General features: G+C 73.5%; 16 protein-coding genes, 1 tRNA gene and 1 pseudogene. 3 read left to right on the top strand and 15 right to left on the bottom strand.

Annotation, left to right across the window (positions count from 1 at the left end; translation table 11 throughout):
* Positions 1 to 96: 96 nt before the first annotated feature.
* Positions 97 to 2,403, bottom strand: a complete 2,307-nt coding sequence (locus ACZ45Q_RS25175; protein WP_468265263.1) for an MMPL family transporter — start codon at positions 2,401 to 2,403, stop codon at positions 97 to 99.
* 96 nt (positions 2,404 to 2,499) lie between these two features.
* Positions 2,500 to 3,099 carry a TetR/AcrR family transcriptional regulator gene (locus ACZ45Q_RS25170; protein ID WP_468265261.1) on the bottom strand — a complete coding sequence of 200 codons (600 nt, stop codon included), beginning with the start codon at positions 3,097 to 3,099 and terminating at the stop codon, positions 2,500 to 2,502.
* 146 nt (positions 3,100 to 3,245) lie between these two features.
* Here ACZ45Q_RS25170 and ACZ45Q_RS25165 point away from each other — a divergent pair, with 146 nt between their 5' ends.
* Entirely contained in the window at positions 3,246 to 6,596 is a 3,351-nt protein-coding gene (locus tag ACZ45Q_RS25165) for a S41 family peptidase (protein ID WP_468265259.1), read from the top strand.
* Positions 6,597 to 6,755: 159 nt separating this feature from the next.
* Here ACZ45Q_RS25165 and ACZ45Q_RS25160 read toward each other — a convergent pair whose 3' ends face one another.
* The 4 genes from ACZ45Q_RS25160 to ACZ45Q_RS25145 form a co-directional block, all read right to left on the bottom strand.
* Complete coding sequence (locus ACZ45Q_RS25160; protein WP_468265257.1) at positions 6,756 to 6,953, bottom strand: hypothetical protein; 198 nt, start codon at positions 6,951 to 6,953, stop codon at positions 6,756 to 6,758.
* 92 nt (positions 6,954 to 7,045) lie between these two features.
* A complete protein-coding gene (locus tag ACZ45Q_RS25155) occupies positions 7,046 to 7,939 on the bottom strand; it encodes an SDR family oxidoreductase (protein ID WP_468265255.1) in 894 nt (297 codons plus the stop codon).
* Positions 7,936 to 8,880: an alpha/beta fold hydrolase gene (locus ACZ45Q_RS25150; protein ID WP_468265253.1), complete on the bottom strand. Its 945-nt coding sequence runs from the start codon at positions 8,878 to 8,880 to the stop codon at positions 7,936 to 7,938. The genes ACZ45Q_RS25155 and ACZ45Q_RS25150 overlap by 4 nt, the downstream gene beginning before the upstream one ends.
* Complete coding sequence (locus ACZ45Q_RS25145) at positions 8,877 to 10,397, bottom strand: flavin-containing monooxygenase (protein ID WP_468265251.1); 1,521 nt, start codon at positions 10,395 to 10,397, stop codon at positions 8,877 to 8,879. The genes ACZ45Q_RS25150 and ACZ45Q_RS25145 overlap by 4 nt, the downstream gene beginning before the upstream one ends.
* Positions 10,398 to 10,548: 151 nt before the next feature.
* On the opposite strand from ACZ45Q_RS25145, the gene ACZ45Q_RS25140 reads away from it, so the two are divergent.
* Positions 10,549 to 11,211: a MerR family transcriptional regulator gene (locus tag ACZ45Q_RS25140; protein WP_468265249.1), complete on the top strand. Its 663-nt coding sequence runs from the start codon at positions 10,549 to 10,551 to the stop codon at positions 11,209 to 11,211.
* Here ACZ45Q_RS25140 and ACZ45Q_RS25135 read toward each other — a convergent pair.
* Positions 11,199 to 12,050: an exodeoxyribonuclease III gene (locus tag ACZ45Q_RS25135; RefSeq protein WP_468265247.1), complete on the bottom strand. Its 852-nt coding sequence runs from the start codon at positions 12,048 to 12,050 to the stop codon at positions 11,199 to 11,201. The two genes, ACZ45Q_RS25140 and ACZ45Q_RS25135, sit on opposite strands and share 13 nt — an antisense overlap.
* Positions 12,051 to 12,068: 18 nt before the next feature.
* Between ACZ45Q_RS25135 and ACZ45Q_RS25130 the strand changes: the two genes are divergently transcribed.
* Positions 12,069 to 12,545 carry a GNAT family N-acetyltransferase gene (locus ACZ45Q_RS25130; RefSeq protein ID WP_468265245.1) on the top strand — a complete coding sequence of 159 codons (477 nt, stop codon included), beginning with the start codon at positions 12,069 to 12,071 and terminating at the stop codon, positions 12,543 to 12,545.
* A gap of 112 nt (positions 12,546 to 12,657) precedes the next feature.
* Here the strand turns inward: ACZ45Q_RS25130 and ACZ45Q_RS25125 are convergent, their stop codons facing one another.
* The 8 genes and pseudogenes from ACZ45Q_RS25125 to ACZ45Q_RS25090 all read right to left on the bottom strand — a co-directional run.
* Positions 12,658 to 14,367, bottom strand: a complete 1,710-nt coding sequence (locus ACZ45Q_RS25125; RefSeq protein ID WP_468265243.1) for a hypothetical protein — start codon at positions 14,365 to 14,367, stop codon at positions 12,658 to 12,660.
* Positions 14,368 to 14,647: 280 nt separating this feature from the next.
* Positions 14,648 to 14,721: transfer RNA gene (locus ACZ45Q_RS25120), tRNA-Ala, on the bottom strand.
* Between the two features lie 82 nt (positions 14,722 to 14,803).
* Positions 14,804 to 15,973, bottom strand: a complete 1,170-nt coding sequence (gene sepX / locus ACZ45Q_RS25115) for a divisome protein SepX/GlpR (protein ID WP_468265241.1) — start codon at positions 15,971 to 15,973, stop codon at positions 14,804 to 14,806.
* A gap of 181 nt (positions 15,974 to 16,154) precedes the next feature.
* Positions 16,155 to 16,805 carry a GNAT family N-acetyltransferase gene (locus tag ACZ45Q_RS25110; RefSeq protein WP_468265520.1) on the bottom strand — a complete coding sequence of 217 codons (651 nt, stop codon included), beginning with the start codon at positions 16,803 to 16,805 and terminating at the stop codon, positions 16,155 to 16,157.
* Positions 16,806 to 16,831: 26 nt separating this feature from the next.
* Positions 16,832 to 17,332: a MogA/MoaB family molybdenum cofactor biosynthesis protein gene (locus ACZ45Q_RS25105; protein ID WP_468265239.1), complete on the bottom strand. Its 501-nt coding sequence runs from the start codon at positions 17,330 to 17,332 to the stop codon at positions 16,832 to 16,834.
* Positions 17,329 to 17,847 carry a cyclic pyranopterin monophosphate synthase MoaC gene (moaC, locus tag ACZ45Q_RS25100; protein WP_468265237.1) on the bottom strand — a complete coding sequence of 173 codons (519 nt, stop codon included), beginning with the start codon at positions 17,845 to 17,847 and terminating at the stop codon, positions 17,329 to 17,331. The genes ACZ45Q_RS25105 and moaC overlap by 4 nt, the downstream gene beginning before the upstream one ends.
* Positions 17,848 to 17,933: 86 nt before the next feature.
* On the bottom strand, positions 17,934 to 19,313 hold the full coding sequence (gene glp / locus ACZ45Q_RS25095) for a molybdotransferase-like divisome protein Glp (RefSeq protein WP_468265235.1): 1,380 nt from the start codon (positions 19,311 to 19,313) through the stop codon (positions 17,934 to 17,936).
* A gap of 5 nt (positions 19,314 to 19,318) precedes the next feature.
* Positions 19,319 to 19,449: pseudogene (locus ACZ45Q_RS25090) on the bottom strand (UTP--glucose-1-phosphate uridylyltransferase); the annotation flags it as partial.

Here is a 19,449-nt window from a genome sequence, read left to right as displayed (position 1 = left end):
GTGCAGAGGCCATGCGACCGGATTGTCCGGCCGGCCGGTGCGGGACGCCCCGTCCCCACGGGGCCCTCACCGGCCGGCCGGGTCAGCGGGGGCGCGTCAGGCGCGCACCAGCTCCCGTTCGCCCTCGGGATCGTCCAGGGCCCGCAGGCCCTCGCCCTCGACGTCCACGTTGGGCAGGGCGCGGTCCAGCCACCTCGGCAGCCACCAGGCCTTCTTGCCGAGCAGGGCCAGGACGGCCGGGACGATGGCCATGCGGACGACGAACGCGTCGAAGAGGACGGCGACCGCCAGGCCGAAGCCGATCATCTTGACCATGGCCTCGCTGGAGCCGATGAAGCCCGCGAAGACCGCCATCATGATGACCGCGGCGGCCGTGACCACCCGGGCGCCGTGCTTGAAGCCGGTCACCACCGCCTGGGCGGGCTTCTCGCCGTGGACGTGGGCCTCCCGCATCCGGGTGACCAGGAAGACCTCGTAGTCCATGGCCAGGCCGAAGACCACGCCCACCATGAAGATCGGCATCATCGACATGACCGGGCCGGTCTCCTCGACGCCCATCAGGCCGGCCAGCCAGCCCCACTGGAAGACCGCCACGACGGCGCCCAGTGCGGCGAGCACGCTCAGCAGGAAGCCGAGGGCCGCCTTCAGCGGGACCAGGATCGAGCGGAACACCACGATCAGCAGCAGGAACGCCAGGCCCACCACCAGCACCAGGTACGGCACCAGCGCGTCGTTCAGCTTCTCGCTCACGTCGATGTTCATCGCCGTGGAGCCCGTGACGAGGACCTCCGCACCGGTGTCGGACCGGATGTCGCCGCCCGCGTCACGGATGGCGTGCACCAGGTCCTCGGTCTGCACGGAGGACGGCTTGGAGTCCGGGATCACGGTGATCGTCGCCGTGTCACCGGCCTTGTTGGGCTGCGGCGGCGTCACCGCCACCACGTCCTTCAGCCCCTTGATCTCGTTCACCACGGTGCCGAACGCGGCCTGCGGGTCGTCGCTGCCCTTGGCGTCGGTGACCACCATCAGCGGGCCGTTGAAGCCGGGGCCGAAGCCCTCGGAGAGCAGGTCGTAGGCGCGGCGCTGGGTCGTGGACGTCGGCTGGGAGCCGTCGTCGGGCAGGCCCAGTTCGAGGTCCGCGGCCGGGATCGCCGCCGCGCCGAGACCGACGACGCCGAGCAGCAGGACCGCCAGCGGGCGCCGGACGACGAAGCTCGCCCACCGGGTGCCGAGGTTGGCCTTGGGCTGCGCACCGCCGTCGCCGGTGCCCGCCGTGCCGGCGCCCGCCGTGCCGGTGCCGTCGCTGCCGTCGCCGCCCTTGCCGGCGTCGCCCCGGCCGGTGGTGGGCCGGCCGGCGGTGGACCGGCCGCCGCCCAGCAGCCGGCTCTTGGCGCCCGCGGGCTTGACCCGGCGGCCGGCGTATCCGAGCAGTGCGGGGATCATCGTCAGGGCGATGACGACCGCGATGGCGACCGTGCCCGCCGCCGCGACGCCCATCTTGGTGAGCATCGGGATGTTGACGACGGCGAGGCCCACCAGGGCGATGACCACCGTCAGGCCGGCGAAGACCACCGCCGAGCCCGCGGTGCCGACCGCCCGGCCGGCGGCCTCCTCGCGCTCGCGGCCCTCGGCGAGTTCCGCGCGGTAGCGGGAGACGATGAACAGGGCGTAGTCGATGCCGACCGCGAGGCCGATCATCATGGCCAGGATGGAGGTGGTGGAGCCCAGGTCGAGGACGCTCGCCAGGGCCGTGATCGTCGAGACGCCGATGCCCACGCCGATCAGGGCGGTCAGCAGCGGCAGGCCCGCCGCGACCAGGGAGCCGAAGGTGATGACGAGGACGACGGCGGCGACCGCGATGCCGATGACCTCGGTGGCGCCGGTGTGCGGCACCGCCTGGAGCGCGTCACCGCCGATCTCCACGGTCAGCCCGGCGTCCCGCGCATGCTCGGCGGCGTCCTTCAGCGCGTCCTTGCTGGACTCCTCCAGTTCCATGCCGGGGACGTCGTAGCGCACCGAGGCGTAGGCGACGGTGCCGTCCCGGCTGACGGCCTGGCCGGTGTAGGGGTCGGTGACGGAGGCGACCTCGGAGCCGTCGGACAGCTCCTGGACGGTCTTCTCCACGGCCGCCTTGTTGTCGGCGTCCGTCATCTTCTCGCCGTCCGGCGCCTTGAAGACGACCCGTGCGGTCGCCCCGTCGGCGCTGCTGCCGGGGAAGCGCTCCTCCAGCAGGTCGAAGGCCTTCTGGGCCTCGGTGCCGGGGATGGAGAAGGAGGCGGTGCCGGCGGGCGGGGCGCCGGCCGCGCCGACACCGGCGAGGGTCAGCAGCGCCACCCATATCAGGGCGACGAAGTGCCGTCGCCGGAAGGCGAGCCGGCCGAGTTTGTAGAGGAACGTGGCCACGGAGGCGTACTCCCGGTCAGTCGTGGTCTTCAGGGCAGGGGGGATCAGCCCGACGACGTGAGCGGCTGCGTCAGGGTGGGCTTGGGTGGGGAGGGGTCAGCCGGTGGTGACGCCGAGGGCGGGGAGGACCACGGCGTCGATGTACGAGGTGAGGTACGCGGGCGTCGGCGGCTGGTCGTCCAGCAGCGTGCGGGTGGCGAACCCGCCGACCAGCATCGGCAGCAGGAAGTCCAGCGCCGGGCAGTCGGCCCGCAACTCGCCCCGGTCGACGGCGCGTTGCAGCAGGCGCCGGAACTCTGCCATCTCCGGTTCGACGAGCTGTTCCCGGAAGGCCTGCCGCAGGTCCGGGTTCTGGTGGAGCGCCATGGCCACACCCCGCATCAGCGCGGAGTTCTGCGCCATCGTGCACTCGTCCTCTCGGGCCATCAGGGCGTGCAGGTCACCGCGGAGCGACCCGGTGTCGATCGTGTCGATCTCGACCGGCTTGTTGTGCCGGATCGCCTTGACGACCAGCTCGGCCTTGCCGCCCCACTGGCGGTAGAGCGTGGCCTTGCTGGAGCGGGTGCGCGCGGCGACGGCGTCCATGGTCAGGGCGTCGTAGCCGACCTCGCGGAGGAGGTCGAGCACGGCGCCGTACAGCTCGGCCTCGCGCTCGGGGGTGAGCCGGCTGCGCCGCGTCGACGCGGTCTCGGCCATCTCCGTCTCCCCTCCACTCGGAACGACACGGTTTCGTACATGAGCATCGTATCCCCCGCCCAAGCGAAACGAAACGGTTTCGTTCGTGTTCTGGGTCACGGTTGTCAGCTCCTCATAAGTTGCTGCCGCCCTGCCCGCGGAAAAGCATGGGAAAGGTGAGCTATCTGCGCTTTCCGCACCTCCACGCCGACCTGCTGTGCTTCGTCGCCGAGGACGACCTCTGGCTCGCCCCGCTGGACGGGAGTGACACGTCCGGCCGCGCCTGGCGGCTCACCGTCGACCGCACCAAGATCGGCCATCCCCGCTTCTCGCCCGACGGCCGCCACATCGCGTACAGCAGCTGGCGCACCCTGGTGCCGGAGGTGCACGTCGTGCCGGTGGACGGCGGGCCGGGACGCCGGCTCAGCCACTGGGGCAGCCTGGACGCGCGCGTGTGCGGCTGGGCGCCGCCCGACGGGGACACCGGCGCCGCCGTCCTCGCCGTCTCCTCCCACGACGAGCCCTTCTCCCACCTGACCTGGGCCTACAAGATCGACCCGGCCGGGGACCCCGGCCGCAAGCTGCCCTGGGGGCCGGTCTCCGACATCCAGGTCGCCGACGTCGAAGGGGAGCGCAGGACCCTGCTGCTGACCGGCACCCCGCCGCACGAGCCCGCCTCCTGGAAGCGTTACCGGGGCGGGGCCACGGGCCGGCTGTGGCTGCACGGCCGGCGGCTGCTCGACGACCTCGACGGGCACCTGGCCTGCCCGATGTTCGTCGGCGGCCGGATCGCCTTCCTCTCCGACCACGAGGGCGTCGGCAACCTCTACTCCTGCGCCCCCGACGGCTCCGACCTGCGCCGCCACACCGACCACGACGCCTTCTACGCCCGGCACGCCGCCAGCGACGGCACCCGGGTGGTCTACCAGTGCGCCGGCGACCTGTGGATCGTGGACGACCTCGCGCCGGACTCCGGGCCGCGCCGGCTCGACGTGCGGCTGAGCGGGCCGCGCGCGGGGCGGCGGACGTACCAGGTGCCCGCCGCGCAGCACGTGGGCGGCCTGTCCGTGGACGAGACGGGCCGGGCGAGCGCCGTCGTCGTACGCGGCAGCCTGTACTGGCTCACCCACCGGGACGGTCCCGCGCGCACCCTCTCCGACACGCCCGGGGTGCGGGTGCGGCTGCCGGAGATGCTCGGTGCGAGCGGGCGGATCGCCTACGTCACGGACGCGGACGGCGAGGACGCCGTGGAGATCGCCTACCTGCCGCGCGCGACCGGCGGGCGGGAGCCGCGGCGGCTCGCCTCGGGGCGGCTGGGCCGGGTGCTCGAACTGGTCTCCGACCCCGAGGGCGAACGGCTGGCCGTCGCCTCGCACGACGGGCGGCTGCTGCTGCTCGACGTGGCCGAGGAGCGCCTGGACGAGGGTGACGAGAACGGCGGCGGGACGGGTGGGAGTCACGGCGACGGCGGCAGCGGGGAGCGGGATGACGCGGAGGTCGTCGAGGACGCGGAGGTCACCGAGCTGATCCGGTCGATCAACGGGCCCGTGCGCGACCTCGCGTTCTCGCCGGACGGCGCGTGGCTGGCCTGGTCGCATCCCGGGATCGGGCGGTCGCTGCGGGACATCAAGATCGCCCGGATCGGCGACCGCTTCGTCGTGGACGTCACCGACGGCCGGTTCGAGGACGAGAACCCGGTGTTCACCCGGGACGGCCGCTACCTGGCGTTCCTGTCCTGGCGCGGCTTCGACCCGGTGTACGACGTGCACACCGGCGACCTGTCCTTCCCGCTGGGCTGCCGCCCCTATCTGGTACCGCTGTCCTCGGCCACCCCCTCCCCCTTCGCACTGAACCCCGAGGGCCGCCCGGCCGCCGGGGGCCTGGACCCGCTCGAGGACGGGCCCGGCGAGGGCGGCGCGGTGACCGTCGAGGTGGAGGGCCTGGCCAGCCGGGTGACGCCGTTCCCGGTGACCGCCTCCAAGTACTCCGCCCTGCATCCGGTCGCGGGCGGCGGGCTGGTGTGGCTGCGCTGGCCGATCTCCGGGGCCCTCGGCGAGACCTTCGCCAACCCGAACGATCCCAGCGAGCGGCCCACCCTGGAGCACTTCAGCCTCGCCAAGACCAAGAAGTCCGAACTCGTCGACCACCTGGACTGGTTCCGGGTCAGCGGCGACGGCACCCGGCTGGTCCTGCTCGACGAGGGCGACCTGCGGGCGGTCCCCGCCACCGAGCCCGGCGACAGCGACTCGACCACCTGGATCGACCTGCGCCGCATCCTGCACCAGGTCGACCCGGCAGCCGAGTGGCGGCAGGCCTACGCGGAGGCCGGGCGGCTGATCCGCGACCACTTCTGGGAGCCGCACATGTGCGGCATCGACTGGGACGGCGTACTGGCGCAGTACCGGCCGCTGGTCGAACGGGTCGCCTCCCCCGACGACTTCGCCGACCTGCTGCGCGAGGTCCTGGGCGAGCTGGGCACCTCGCACGCCTACGTCTCCCCCGCACGCCGCAACGAGGGGCCGGCGCACTACCAGCGCTGGCAGGGCCTGCTGGGCACCAACTTCGTGTGCCGGGACGGCCGGTGGGTGGTCAAGCGGATCCTGCCCGGCGACTCCTCCGACTCCCGGGCCCGCTCCCCGCTGGCCGGCACCGGCATCCGCGAGGGCGCGGTGCTGACCCATGTCGACGGCCGCCCGGTGGACCCGGTGTCGGGGCCGTATCCGCTGCTGGCGGCGGCGGGCGGTACGACGGTGGAGCTGACCTTCGCCCCCGCCGAGGGCGACGGCCCGGCCCGCCGGGTCGCGATCGTGCCGCTCGTCGACGACCGGCCGCTGCGCTACCAGGACTGGGTGGCCAAACGCCGTGAGGTGGTCCGGGAGTTGAGCGGCGGACGCTGCGGCTATCTGCACATCCCGGACATGGGCGGCTCGGGCTGGGCGCAGTTCAACCGCGACCTGCGCATGGAGGTCTCCCGGCCCGCACTCATCGTGGACGTGCGCGGCAACGCGGGCGGGCACATCAGCGAACTCGTCATCGAGAAGCTGACGCGGACGATCCTGGGCTGGGACCTGACGCGCAACGCCCAGCCGGTGTCGTACACCTCGAACGCGCCGCGCGGGCCGGTGGTGGCGCTGGCGGACGAGGCGACGTCCTCCGACGGCGACATGATCACGGCGGCGTTCAAGCTGCTGAAGCTGGGGCCGGTGGTCGGGCAGCGCACCTGGGGCGGGGTGGTCGGCATGACCGGCCGGCACCGGCTCGGCGACGGCACGGTGATCACGGTGCCGATGAACGCAGCCTGGTTCGACGCCTACGGGTGGTCGGTGGAGAACCGGGGCGTCGAACCCGACGTGCCGGTGCTGCGCACCCCCCTGGACTGGGCCGAGGGCCGCTACCCGGTGCTGGAGGAGGGCGTCCGGCTGGCCCTGGAGCTGCTGGAGACCAACCCGCCCGCGACACCCCCGGACTACCGCGACGCCCCGAACCGCTCCCGCCCCCCGCTCCCGCCGCGCCCCTGACGGTCCCGCCTCCCGGACACGGTGCCGGCCCCGGACACGGTGCGGCCCCGGAAGCGGTGCCGGCCCCGGACGGGGAGCCGATCGCGTCGGGTGCCGGGCACGTGGAAGGGGCGCCGCTCCGGGATCGGAGAGGCGCCCCTTGCCGCTCAGCGGCGTGCGTCAGGCGTCGTAGTCCGCGTTGAAGCGGTCCTCCGAGTCCTGACGGTCGCGGCGCATGGGCTGGTCCATGTCGTCGTCGTCACGACGGCGACCGCGCTCGCCACGGTTCTGCAGCTGCTCCTTGGCCTGGTCGGCCTTCTGCCGGCCCTGCTGCTGCCACTGCTCGGACTTCTCCTGGAACTGGTCCTTCATACCCATGTGGGTTCACTCCTGGGTGAGATCGGGCCCGACCCGATTGAGTGGGCCGGGCTCGATCAGATTCACACGGGCGGTGACCCTGCGCATGTCGATCACTTACGTTCCGTAGCGGCCAGGCTCCGCCGCTGTTCGTCGGCGGCGCCGCCCGCCCCGACCAGGCCCGTGCGCATGCCGGTCAGGCGGTCGGCGAAGCGCCGCATCTCGCGCTGGCCGACGGTCCCGATGACCCCGGGGAGGTAGCCGCGCACGCCCTGCATGCCGCGCAGCCACCACTGCCCGTAGACATGGCTCGCGCGCCGCTCGACGCCCTCCACGAGCCGGTCGACGGCCGGGCCCAGCGGATAGGTCTTGTTCGACGGCCACGGCAGCCGCTGCCGCAGCTCGCGCATGACCTCGTCCTGGTCGGCGCCGCGCACCATGTCGGTGTCGGTCCACGACAGATAGCCGACCCCGACGCGCACGCCCCGGTAGCCGACCTCGGCGCGCAGGCTGTGCGCGTACGCCTCCACACCGGACTTGGAGGCGCAGTAGGCCGTCATCATCGGCGCGGGCGTGATCGCGGCGAGGGAGGCGATCTGGAGCAGGTAGCCACGGCTCTCGATCAGCGCCGGCAGGAAGGCGCGGGCCGTGACCGCCGAGCCGATCAGGTTGACCTCGATCACCCGGCGCCAGGCCTCGGGGTCGGAGTCGACGAACGGACCGCCGGTGGCGACGCCCGCGTTGGCGACCACGATGTCGACCTTGCCGAACCGCTCCTTGACCTCGCCGGCCACCCGCGCCATCGCCTCGTGGTCGGTGACGTCGGCGTGCCAGTGGTCGCTCTCGCTGTGCAGCCGCGAGGAGACCTGCTTGAGCGCGTCCGGCTCCAGGCCGACCAGCGCCACCTTGGCGCCGCGCGCGGACAGCTTGCGGGCGAGCAGCTCCCCGACGCCCCGCGCCGCACCGGTGACGACGGCGACCTGCCCTTCCAGGCTGACCCTTCTCATGCGCTCTCCTCGACTCGTGCCGTGTGCTCGGTCCGTATGTGGGTGCTCGCCAGTGTGCGTATCTTCCCGGTGACCACCTCGGGCGCCTCGACCGGCGTCATGTGGCCGACGCCCGGCAGTTCGGTGACGCCCCGGCAGTCGGGCAGCGCGGCGGCCAGCCGGCGGGCGTGCACCGGCGGGGTCAGCCGGTCCGCCGAGCCGACCAGCACCTCGGTCGGCGCCCGCAACTCCCGTACGCCGTGGTCCAGATCGAGCAGGTCGAGCACCTGCGACCAGGCGTGGCGCACCCGGCGCGGGCAGGCGTGCACGATGCGGGCGCAGGCCTCCACCATGTCCGGCGCCGAACGCGGGCCCATGGTCCCGTACTTGAGGATGCGCCGGGCGACGGGGGTGACCGGGCCGAGGGGTGCCCGGGAGCCGAGGACGCGCCGGGTCAGCCAGGTCCGCACCCGGCCCTCCCGCAGCGGTATCACCGTCGAGGACGCCACCAGCCGGGAACTGCCCGTGCTGCACAGCAGGACGGCCGCCGCGTGCTCGCGCACCGCGGGGCGCCCGGCGGCGGCCATGAGCGTCATGCCGCCCATGGAGTGCCCGACGAGCACGGCCCGTTCACCGGGCGCGAGGGTCGCCTTCAGGACGGCTTCCAGGTCGTCGGCGAGCGCGTCGGTGCCGCAGGCCGGGCTCGCCGGGCTGCGTCCGTGGCCGCGCTGGTCGTAGGCGATCACTCGGTGGCCGTCGGCGAGGGCGCGGATCTGCGCGGCCCAGAAGGCGGTCGAGCAGGTCCAGCCGTGCGCGAGCACCACCGCCGGGGCGGCCGGGTCGTCGACGGGTCCGTGCACCTCGACGTGGAGACGGGCACCGTCGGCGGAGACGGCGGTCAGTTCGCGGACCGGGGCGGGCGGGGCGTACGGCCCGGAGGCCACGGCGGCCGGCCGGCTCACGCGCTCACCTCTTCCGCCGGGGCCGTGCCCGCCGCCGTCTTCCGGGCGGCCGGGCGCAGCACCTCGTACTCCGCCAGGTCCACCCGGCGCGTGGCGCGGCGGAACTCGGCGGTCGTGCCGGGCCAGATGGTGGTGTTGCGGCCCTGGGCGTCCAGGTACCAGCTGGTGCAGCCGCCGGTGTTCCACACCGTGCGCTTCATGCGCTCCTGCACCCGGTGGTTCCAGGCCTCCACGGCGGCGGGGCGGGCGTCGAGGGCGACGCGCCCGCCGAGGACGTTCAGCTGGCGCAGGTAGTCGGCCATGTAGTTCAGCTGGGACTCGATCATGAGGATCATCGAGGAGTTCCCGAGGCCGGTGTTGGGCCCGATGATCGTCATCCAGTTCGGGAAGCCGGCCGCCGAGGCGCCGCGCAGCGCCTCCATGCCGCCCTTCCAGGTCTCGGCGAGGGTGTGCCCGTCGGCGCCGACGACCCGCTCGGCGATCGGCATGTCGGTGACGTGGAAGCCGGTGCCGAAGATGACGGCGTCGGCCTCGGTCTCGGTGCCGTCGGCGGCGACGAGGGTGGAGCCGCGCACCTCGCTCAGTCCGCCGGTGACCAGATCCACGTTCGGCCGGGCGAGCGCCGGATAGTAGTCGCTGGAGAGCAGGATGCGCTTGCAGCCGATGCGGTAGTCGGGGGTCAGCTTGGCGCGCAGGGCCGGGTCCTTGATGGCGCGGGCCATGTTGCGCTTGGCCAGCTGCTCGACGAAGCCCAGTTCGCCGGGGTGCTTGGTGAACGCCTGGACCTGCAACTCCCGGATGCCCCACAGCAGTCCGCGGCGCAGCTGGGTGGTGACCGGCAGCGCCCGGTGCAGGGCGCGTTCGGCGCCGCTGATGGCGCGGTCCATGCGGGGCATGACCCAGGCGGGGGTGCGCTGGAAGAGGGTCAGGCGCCCGACCTTCGGCTGGATCGACGGCACGATCTGGATGGCCGAGGCACCGGTGCCGATCATCGCGACGCGCTTGCCGGTGAGGTCGTAGTCGTGGTCCCAGCGGGCGGAGTGGAAGACCTTGCCGGGGAAGGTGTCCAGGCCGGGGATGTCGGGGATCTTGGGGTCGGACAGCGGCCCGGTGGCGGAGACGACGACGTCGGCGGTGAGGTTCCCGCTCGCGGTCTCGATCTCCCACCGCAGGTTCTCGGCGTCCCAGGCCATCCGCTTCACCTCCGAGTCGAAGCGGATGTGGGGGCGCAGGCCGAAGGTGTCGGCCACGTGCTCCAGGTAGGCCCGGATGTGCCGCTGGCCGGAGAAGGTGCGCGGCCAGTCGGGGTTGGGCGCGAAGGAGAACGAGTACAGGTGGGACGGCACGTCGCAGGCGCACCCGGGGTAGCTGTTGTCCCGCCAGGTTCCGCCCACGCTCCCGGCCCGCTCCAGGACGACGAAGTCGGTGATCCCCTCGCGGCGCAGCCGCACGGCGGCGCCCAGCCCGCCGAACCCGGACCCGACCACCGCTACGCGTACATGCTTGTGCTCGGCCATCCAGACGCCTCCACGCATCGCTGTTGACCCTGCTGACTCACTGACCGTGCCAGTGAACACTGGCGCAATGGGGAGAGTAGAGGAGGCGGCTACCGATGGGTAGGGGGGCGACGAAAGAAAGTTACCGGCGGTACACCGTAAGGTCGGGGACGTGACCGACAAGCGCGAGTACCGCATGGAGGAACTGGCCCGGCTGGCCGGGATCACGGTGCGCACCCTGCGCTTCTACCGCGAACGCAAGCTCATCCCGCCGCCCCGCCGCGAGGGCCGGATCGCCTGGTACGACGACCACCACCTGGCCCGTCTGCGCACCATCGCGGCGCTGCTGGAGCGCGGCCACACCCTCAGCGGCATCGCGGAACTCGCCGACGCCTTCGACCACGGCCGCGACGTCGGCGACCTGCTCGGCCTCGGCGAGCCCACCGAGGAGACCCCGGTCCGCCTGACCCCCGAGGAACTCGCCGCCCGCTTCGAGGGCCAGGTCACCCCCGAGAACCTCGCCGCCGCGATGGAGCTGGGCTACGTGGGCACCGACGGCGACGAGATCGTCCACATCAGCCGCCGCCTGCTCGACGTCTCCTCCGCCCTGGTCCGCGAGGGCATTCCGCTCGCCGAGGTGCTCGACGCCGGCCGGCGCGTGAGGGTGCACGCCGACGCCATGGCGGAACTCTTCGCCGGCCTGATCCTGCGCCACGCCCCGGAGGAGGATCTCCACCGCCTGCGCCCCCTGGCCCGCAGCGTGGTGGAGGCGGAGCTGTCCCTGGCCCTGGACCGGCGGCTGCGCAAACCCGGGGAGCGGGGTCAGCGCTCGTAGACGACGGTCACCGGCGCGTGGTCCGACCAGCGCTCGGCGTGCGTGGCGGCACGTTCGACGACGCCCTTGACGGCCCGCGCGGCCAGACCCGGCGTCGCCATCTGGTAGTCGATGCGCCAGCCGGAGTCGTTGTCGAAGGCCCGCCCCCGGTACGACCACCAGGTGTACGGCCCGGTGACGTCCGGGTGCAGGGCCCGCAGCACGTCGACGTACCCGCCCTCGGCCGGGTCGAGCACCCGGCCGAGCCACTGGCGCTCCTCCGGCAGGAAGCCGGAGTTCTTGGTGTTGCCGCGCCAGTTCTTCAGATCGGCCTCGCGGTGGGCGATGTTCCAGTCGCCGCAGACGACCACCTCCCGGCCGCCGGCGGCGGCGCGCTCGCGCAGCTCCTTGAGGTAGGCGAGGAACTCGCCCATGAAGCGCACCTTCTCCTCCTGCCGCTCGGTGCCGACCTCGCCGGAGGGCAGGTAGAGGGAGGCGACCGTCACACCGGGCAGGTCGGCCTCGACGTACCGGCCGCTGCCGTCGAACTCGGACGAGCCGAAGCCGACCTGGACGCGGTCCGGCTCCCGGCGGGTGTACAGCGAGACACCGGCGCGGCCCTTGGCGGCGGCCGGGGCGTGCGTGACGTGCCAGCCGTCGGGCGTGCGGACGTGCTCCGGCAGCTGGTGCGGCTCGGCGCGCACCTCCTGGAGGCACACCGCATCGGCTTCGGTCCCGGCGAGCCACTCCACGAAGCCCTTCTTCGCGGCGGCTCGCAGCCCATTGACATTGACGGAGGTCACGGTAAGCACCCGGGCACGATACCGGCACACTGGACGAGGTCCCGTTTTCGATCGCATCAATATACGGTAGGCAGCATGTTCATTCGCCGGGTCTCCTTCGACCACCCCGACGCCGTGAAGCTCAACGACGCGGTCCAGGCCGAGTACGCCGTCCGCTACGGCGACGACGGCGACGCCACCTACCTGGAACCGTCGCACTTCATACCCCCGAGGGGCCTGTACCTGCTCGCCTACGACGAGGACGGCGTCCCGGTCGCCTCGGGCGGCTGGCGCACCCAGGACGCGAGCGAGGAGAACTACCGGGACGGCGACGCCGAGCTGAAGCGGATGTTCGTCATAGAGCAGATGCGCGGCCGGGGGCTGGCCCGCCGCATCCTGGCCGCCCTGGAGGAGGACGCCCGCGCCGCGGGACGCCGCCGCATGGTCCTGGAGACCGGCACGAAGCAGCCGGAGGCGGTCGCCCTGTACGCCTCCAGCGGCTACGAGCCGTGCGAGAAGTTCGGCTACTACCGCTTCCACGAGGACAGCCTCTGCTACGCGAAGCAGCTGTAGGCGGGCGCGCCCGGACCGGCGAGGCGGTGAACGGCACAGGGCCCCGTGGACGTCTCCAACGTCCACGGGGCCCTTGGGCACGGGGCAGCCGGCCGGGTGCCCGGTGGGGCCGTCAGCCGCCGATGCCGGCCTTGCGGCGGCGCGAGACGGCGAACAGCACGGCGCCGGCGGCCAGGGCCAGCGTGGCGCCGCCCGCGGCGAGCAGGGCGGTGGAGCCGGTGGAGGCCAGGCCGCCCTGGGGCGAGTCACCGCCGCCGGTTCCCCCGCCGGACCCGGCGGCGGCGGAGCCGTCGCCGCCCGTGCCGCCCCCGGTTCCGGTGGAGCCGCCGTCCGTGGCACCCGAGCCGCCGGTGGAGCCGTCGCCACCCGTGGCGCCGCCGTCCGCTCCGCCGGTCGAGCCGCCGGTGTCGCCCGGGGTCTCCTCGTCACCGGTGCCGTTCAGCACGATCCAGCCGTCGTCGTTGGAGGGGTCGCCCTCCCAGGGGTCGTCGTACTCGGGGAGCGCGATCCTGCCCTTGGCGCCCTCGACGACCTCGTCGACGCGCAGCACGAAGCGGAAGGTGCGCCGGTCGTCCTCGAGGAACGGGGTGTCGGCGAAGCACCGGTACTCGGACGGGGTGCCGCCGTTCATGGGCCGGCAGGGGCTCTGCACGACACTGGCGCCCTCGGGGATCTGCACGCTGAAGCCCAGCGGCTCGCCGCCCGAGCGGAGCGCCCCGATCCAGGCGGGCCCGTGGTTGGCCAGGGCGACGTCGACCGCGACGGTCTCGCCCTTCCCGGCGGCGACGCGCGCGCCGGTCAGGTCCAGGTCGTAGGTGTTCTTGGTGGCGAGGTCGACCTCGGCGTACTTGACGTAGTCGCCGGGGTTGCCGCCGCCGACCGCCTTCAGGGTGAGCGTCCGGCCCTTGCCGGGGCGGTAGTCGGCGCCGGCCCGCAGCTCGCCGGTGTCCTCGGCGCCGACCGCGTCGAAGCCGTAGTGGAAGATGTCGCCGAGCGCGAAGCCGGCGGTCTCGACCCGGACCGGCTCGCTCAGCTCGTAGGCCGTGTCCGGCAGGAACTCGCCCTCGAAGGTGCACAGGGCGACCTTCTGATAGCGGATCAGGTCGTCCCTGTTCTCCTCGGCGTACGCGCAGTTGCCGTACGAGTCGGGGAAGGACAGTCCGCGGGAGCCGGCGAAGCGCAGCACGACGCCGTCGGCCGGCATGCTGCCGACGTTGCGGAAGCCGAGGGTGGCCTGGTAGGTGTCACCGGCCTCGAAGCCCTTCGGCTCGGCCGGGAGCTTCTTCTTCAGCAGCTCGGGGCCGCCGACCAGGACGTCGACGGTGTGCTCGGAGAACTCCAGGCCCTCTCCCTCGCCCGTGACCTCGATCGTGCCGAAGTCTCCGGCCTCGGCGCCGTCCTCGAGGTCCAGGCGGACACTCCAGCTCGGGTTGTGGGAGCTGCCCGGGTAGAGGTCGGTCTCGTCGCAGACCGCGACCAGGCCGTTGACGTCGCACGGCAGGTCGACGTCGGCGAAGCCCTTGAGCGCGGTGGCGTCGATGGTGATGGAGTAGCCGTCGTTGGGGATCGGCGGCGGGTCCTGGTCGCTGTCCGGGTCCCACTCCCCGGGGCCGGTGAGCCCGAGGCGGATCTGCGGCTCCCCGGGCTCGCTCTCGGTCCCGTCCAGTGCCAGGTCCACCTTGTCGGGACCGGTGATGGTGACCGGCAGCGGTGCCTCGGCGGCGTGCGCGGCCGAGGCCAGGCCGGCCGTGGCGAGCCCGGCGGCGGCCACCCCGGCCACTGCCGCGCGGCTCCACGGCGAGCGCAGGGAGCTCCGTCTCATGGTTCTTCTTCCGTTCCGCAGACGACAGGAAGGCGTCACCGTCACAGCGGTGACACCGTGCCCAGGTGACCTGCCGGGCGGAGGGAAGGTTGCGCGGCGCCGGATCACGGCTTTATCTCGGCCTTACGAGCCCGGGACGGCCCCAGGGAGGCCCCGGCCCGCTCCGGGGGAGGCCCCGGCCGGGACCCCGGCCGGCTCCAGGGGAAGGACGGCAGCGCCAGGGAAACGGCGAAGGTCCCGTCCGATCGTGATGATCGGACGGGACCTTCGTCAATGTGCGTGGACCTGAGGGGATTTGAACCCCTGGCCCCCTCGATGCGAACGAGGTGCGCTACCGGACTGCGCCACAGGCCCTTGCAACGAGTGAAACTTTAGCACCCCGATCGGCCTGCTCAAAAATCCGTTCCGGGAGCGGGGCCGCGGCGGGCGGGCGGGGCTATTCGTTCGCCGCCCGCGGGCGCTCGCCGTCCTCGTACTGGTCGAACAGCGGTGTGCGGCCCCGCTCCCGGGCGCGGCGTGCGGACGCCGCCCGGCGGGCGTCGCAGCCCGGCCGGTCGTCGGCGCGGGGGTCGGACGCGTCGGCACCGGGTTCCCGCGCGCCGTCGGCGGCGTCCGGGCCCTCCTCGGGGTCCGGTGCGGCGGCGCTGGAGCGGGCCGAGCTCCAGGCGTCCGGCGCGCCGAGGTCCACGTCGTTGGTGGCGCGGGGGGCGACCGGGGCGGTGACGTACGTCGGCAGCGGTACCGGTACCGGGTCCCAGCTGTCGCCGGCCTGGCCGGGGCGGCGCTGCCGCTCGCGCTGCTGGTCGACCCACTCGGCGTGGTCGGTCTGCTCGACCAGGGCCCGCCGGTCCGCGGCGAGCGCGGACAGGCCGGGGTCGGTCTCCGTGGCCGGGTCGTCCTCCGGCTCCTCGGCGTCGGCCTCGGCCGCCGCGTCGGCGACCGCCCGCCGGCGCGGCTGGCGGTCGCGGAGCCGCTGGGCGGCGGCCTCGGCCCTGCGGCGGTCCATCTGGTAGGTGAAGCGCCGGCGCTCCTGGGAGCGCAGGTAGGCGATGTACGCGCTGAGCAGGACCGCGGGGACGCCGGGTGCCCACAGGAAGGCGAGCCCGCCGACCGCCGCGACGATCGCGCCGAGCGTGAAGGCGAGGAACAGCACGGTGGTGGTGCGGCGCCGCCGGGCCAGGACCTTCGAGCGCCGGGCGCGGGCGGCCGCTTCGGCCCCGGCCGCGGAGCGGGCGGCCGGCACCGGCCTGCGGACCGGTGCCGGCCGGCCGACGGCGGAGGCGGTGGCGGGCGCGGCGGGGGCCGGCACGGACGGCCGGGTCTCGCGGCGGGTCTTGGACACGGCGAAGGCCCGGACGTCCACCGAGTCGGTGACGGCGTCCGGGTCGCCGGTGCCGGGCCCGCTGTCCTGCGCGGAACGCCCCCGCAGATCCTTGGCGTACCGGCGCTCCATGGCCGCCCGTCCGGACAGCAGCCGGATGGCGGTGCTGAAGCGTTCCGTCGGACGGGCCTCGTTCAGCTCGTCCTGCCTACGGAGCCACATCGGCACCAAGTAGGCGGCCCAGGCCCCGACGATGACTGCGTAGATGAGGCCGCTGCTGCTCACGCCTCACACCGTAGAGGGGTTTGCGTGAGGCCATCCGCCAATTGAGCCGGTGTGTCGCACGATCTGGCTGATATTTCGAGCTTTTTTTGTGATGGATGCGATCAGGCGGCCATCAGGGACCGGAAATTATCGGGCACCCCTGCGTCCCGGCACGTCCCGCCCTTCCGTTTATTTCGAACGTTCATTCAATTCCGGGGCCGGGCCGGGCGGGATTCCCCGGGGCGTTCGGCCGGGTCTCGCTCCGGGCGTTCCGGGTGCGTGTGCGGTGCCAGCGGCGCAGGAGCCCCTCGGGCACCTCCTCCGCGGTGAGCGCGAAGACGAGGTGGTCGCGCCAGCCGCCGTCGATGTGGAGATAACGCGGCCTGAGGCCCTCCTCGCGGAATCCGAGTTTCTCCACGACCCGGCGGCTCGGGCCGTTCTCCGGGCGAATGCAGACCTCGATGCGGTGCAGTCCGACGGTGCGGAAACAGTGGTCCACGGCCATCGCCACGGCCGTGGGCATCACCCCGCGGCCGGCCACCGCCTCGTCCACCCAGTAGCCGACGTGCCCGGAGCACATCGAGCCCCAGGTGATCCCGGCCACCGTCAGCTGGCCGACCAGCCGGCCCTGGTACTCGATCACGAACGGCAGCATCCGGCCGGCGTTCGCCTCCGAGCGCAGGTGCCGGACCATCTGGCGGTAGGTCGGCCGGTGGGCGACCGGCCCGCCGGGGCCGGGCGGCGGGATCGTCGCCTCCCAGGGCCGCAGCCAGTCGCGGTTGCGCCGGTTGACCTCACGCCAGGCCCGCTGGTCGCGCAGCTTTATGGGCCGGAGGACGATGTCGCCGTCCACCAGCTGCACCGGCCACGAAGGGCTGTTCAGCTCGCGCTCCCGCCGCTCGGTCGTGGATGGTCACCGCCGCGGATCTGGTCGACGGCGTGGGTCAGCAGCGGCTCCAGGACCGCCAGCCCGTCCTTCACGCCACCGCTCGAGCCCGGCAGGTTGACGATCAGTGTGCCCCGGGCCACACCCGCCAGGCCCCGGGAGAGCGCCGCCGTCGGCACCTTGTCCCGGCCGTACGCCCGGATGGCCTCGGCGATGCCCGGCACTTCGGTGTCGATCACCGCGCGGGTCGCCTCGGGGGTCCGGTCGGTGGGCGAGATGCCGGTGCCGCCCGTGGTGACGATCACGTCGTACCCGGCGTCCACGCCCGCGCGCAGGGCGGCCTCGACCGGGTCGCCGTCCGGGACGACCCGGGGGCCGTCGACCGCGAAGCCGAAGCGCTTCAGGCCGTCGGCGACCAGCGGGCCGCCCTTGTCCTCGTAGACCCCGGCGGCGGCTCGGTTGGACGCGGTCACGACCAGCGCGCGGTGGCTCATGACCGGCTCCAGTCGCCCGACTTGCCGCCCGTCTTCTCCAGCACCCGCACGTCCGTGATCACCGCTTCCTTGTCGACGGCCTTGACCATGTCGATCATGGTGAGCGCGGCGACGGAGACCGCGGTGAGCGCCTCCATCTCCACGCCCGTACGGTCCGTCGTCCTCACCGTGGCGGTGATCTCCACGGCGTCGTCCGCGACCGACAGGTCCAGTTTCACACCCGACACCGACAACGGGTGGCACAGCGGGATCAGATCCGGGGTGCGCTTGGCACCCATGATGCCCGCGATCCGGGCCGTGGCCAGCGCGTCGCCCTTCGGTACGCCCTCGCCGCGCAGCAGCTCGATCACCCGCGGCGAGACGAGGACGCGGCCGGCGGCGCGCGCGGTGCGTGCGGTCACGTCCTTGCCGGACACGTCGACCATGCGGGCGGCGCCCGCCTCGTCGATGTGGGTCAGCCGGTCCTGGGCCTGTCCGTCGTGGCCCTGTCGGTCCTGTCGGTCCTGCGTGCTCATGCTCGTGTGGCGCTCCCGGTCCGGGCCCTGCGCGGTGCGGCACGCGGGCCTGCTGTGCGCGACACGGTACCGCCAAGGCGGCGCCGTCAGCCGAGCAGGACCACCTGGACCTCGGTGCCGGGCTCGACGGACTCGGTGTCCTCGGCGACGACGATCAGCGCGTTCGCCTGTGCCAGGGCGGCCACCAGGTGCGATCCGGCGCCGCCGACCGGGGTCACCGCGGCGGTGTCGGCGTCGTACCGGCCGCGCAGGAACTGCCGGCGGCCCTTCGGCGAGGTCAGTGCCCCGTCGGCGGCCAGGGTGGCGGTCACCGTCGGGCGCCGCAGGTCGGGCAGGCCCATCAGGGCGCGGATGGCGGGGCGGACGAACAGCTCGAAGGAGACGTACGACGACACCGGGTTGCCGGGCAGGGCCAGCAGCGGGGTGTGGTCGGGGCCGACGGAGCCGAAGCCCTGCGGCTTGCCGGGCTGCATGGCCAGCTTGCGGAACTCCACGCCGCTGCCCGGCTCGTCCTCGTCGGCGACGTGCGCCAGCGCCTCCTTGACCACGTCGTACGCGCCGACGCTGACGCCGCCCGTGGTGACCATCAGGTCGGCGCGGACCAGCTGGTCCTCGATGGTGGAGCGCAGGGTCTCGGCGTCGTCGGCGACGGCGCCGACGCGGTAGGCGATCGCTCCGGCGTCGCGGGCGGCGGCGGTGAGGGCGAAGCTGTTGGAGTCGTAGATCTGACCGTGGGCCAGTTCCTCGTCGGGCTGGACCAGTTCGCTGCCGGTGGACAGCACGACGACGCGCGGGCGCGGGCGCACCCTCACCCGGCCGCGGCCGATCGCGGCGAGCAGGGCGATCTGCGGCGGGCCGAGGATCGTGCCGGCCTCCAGGGCGCGGTCGCCTGCCTTCACGTCGCTGCCCTGGGCGCGCACGTGGGCGCGCCGCTCGGCCGGCCGGTACACGTGTACCTGGCCCTCGGCGCCCTCCGGGGCCAGGCTGCGGGCCCGCATGCCGCTGACCGGGCCCTCGCCGAGCCCGCCGTCGGTCCACTCCACGGGCACGACCGTCTCGGCGCCCGGCGGCAGCGGGGCGCCGGTCATGATGCGGGCCGCCTGGCCGGGGCCCACCTCGAGCGGGTCGGCCCGGCCGGCGGCGACGTCCCCGACGACCTCCAGGACGGCGGGGAACTCGGCGCTCGCGCCCGCGACATCGGCGACCCGGACCGCGTACCCGTCCATGGAGCTGTTGTCGAACGGCGGCAGGGAGACCGGCACCGTGACGTCCTCGACCAGGACGCAGCCCTGGGCGTCGAGGAGGTTCAGCTCGATGGGGTCGAGCGGGCGGACGGTGGCGAGGATGTCCTCCAGGTGGTCGTCGACCGACCACAGGAGGGCGTCGCCACCGGAGTCGCCCGAGGCACCGGAATGGTCGTGGCCGGCGTGGCCGTGGCCGGTGGAGCGGGGCGCGGCGCTGCTCAACGTTGCTACATCTCCTCGGCTACGTAACTGCGGAGCCAGGTCCGGAAGTCCGGGCCCAGGTCCTCACGTTCGCACGCGAGGCGGACGATGGCGCGCAGGTAGTCGCCGCGGTCGCCGGTGTCGTAGCGGCGGCCCT

It is taken from the genome of Streptomyces sp. NPDC031049 (genome assembly GCF_055571015.1).
This window is presented reverse-complemented; position numbering and strand designations above follow the sequence as displayed.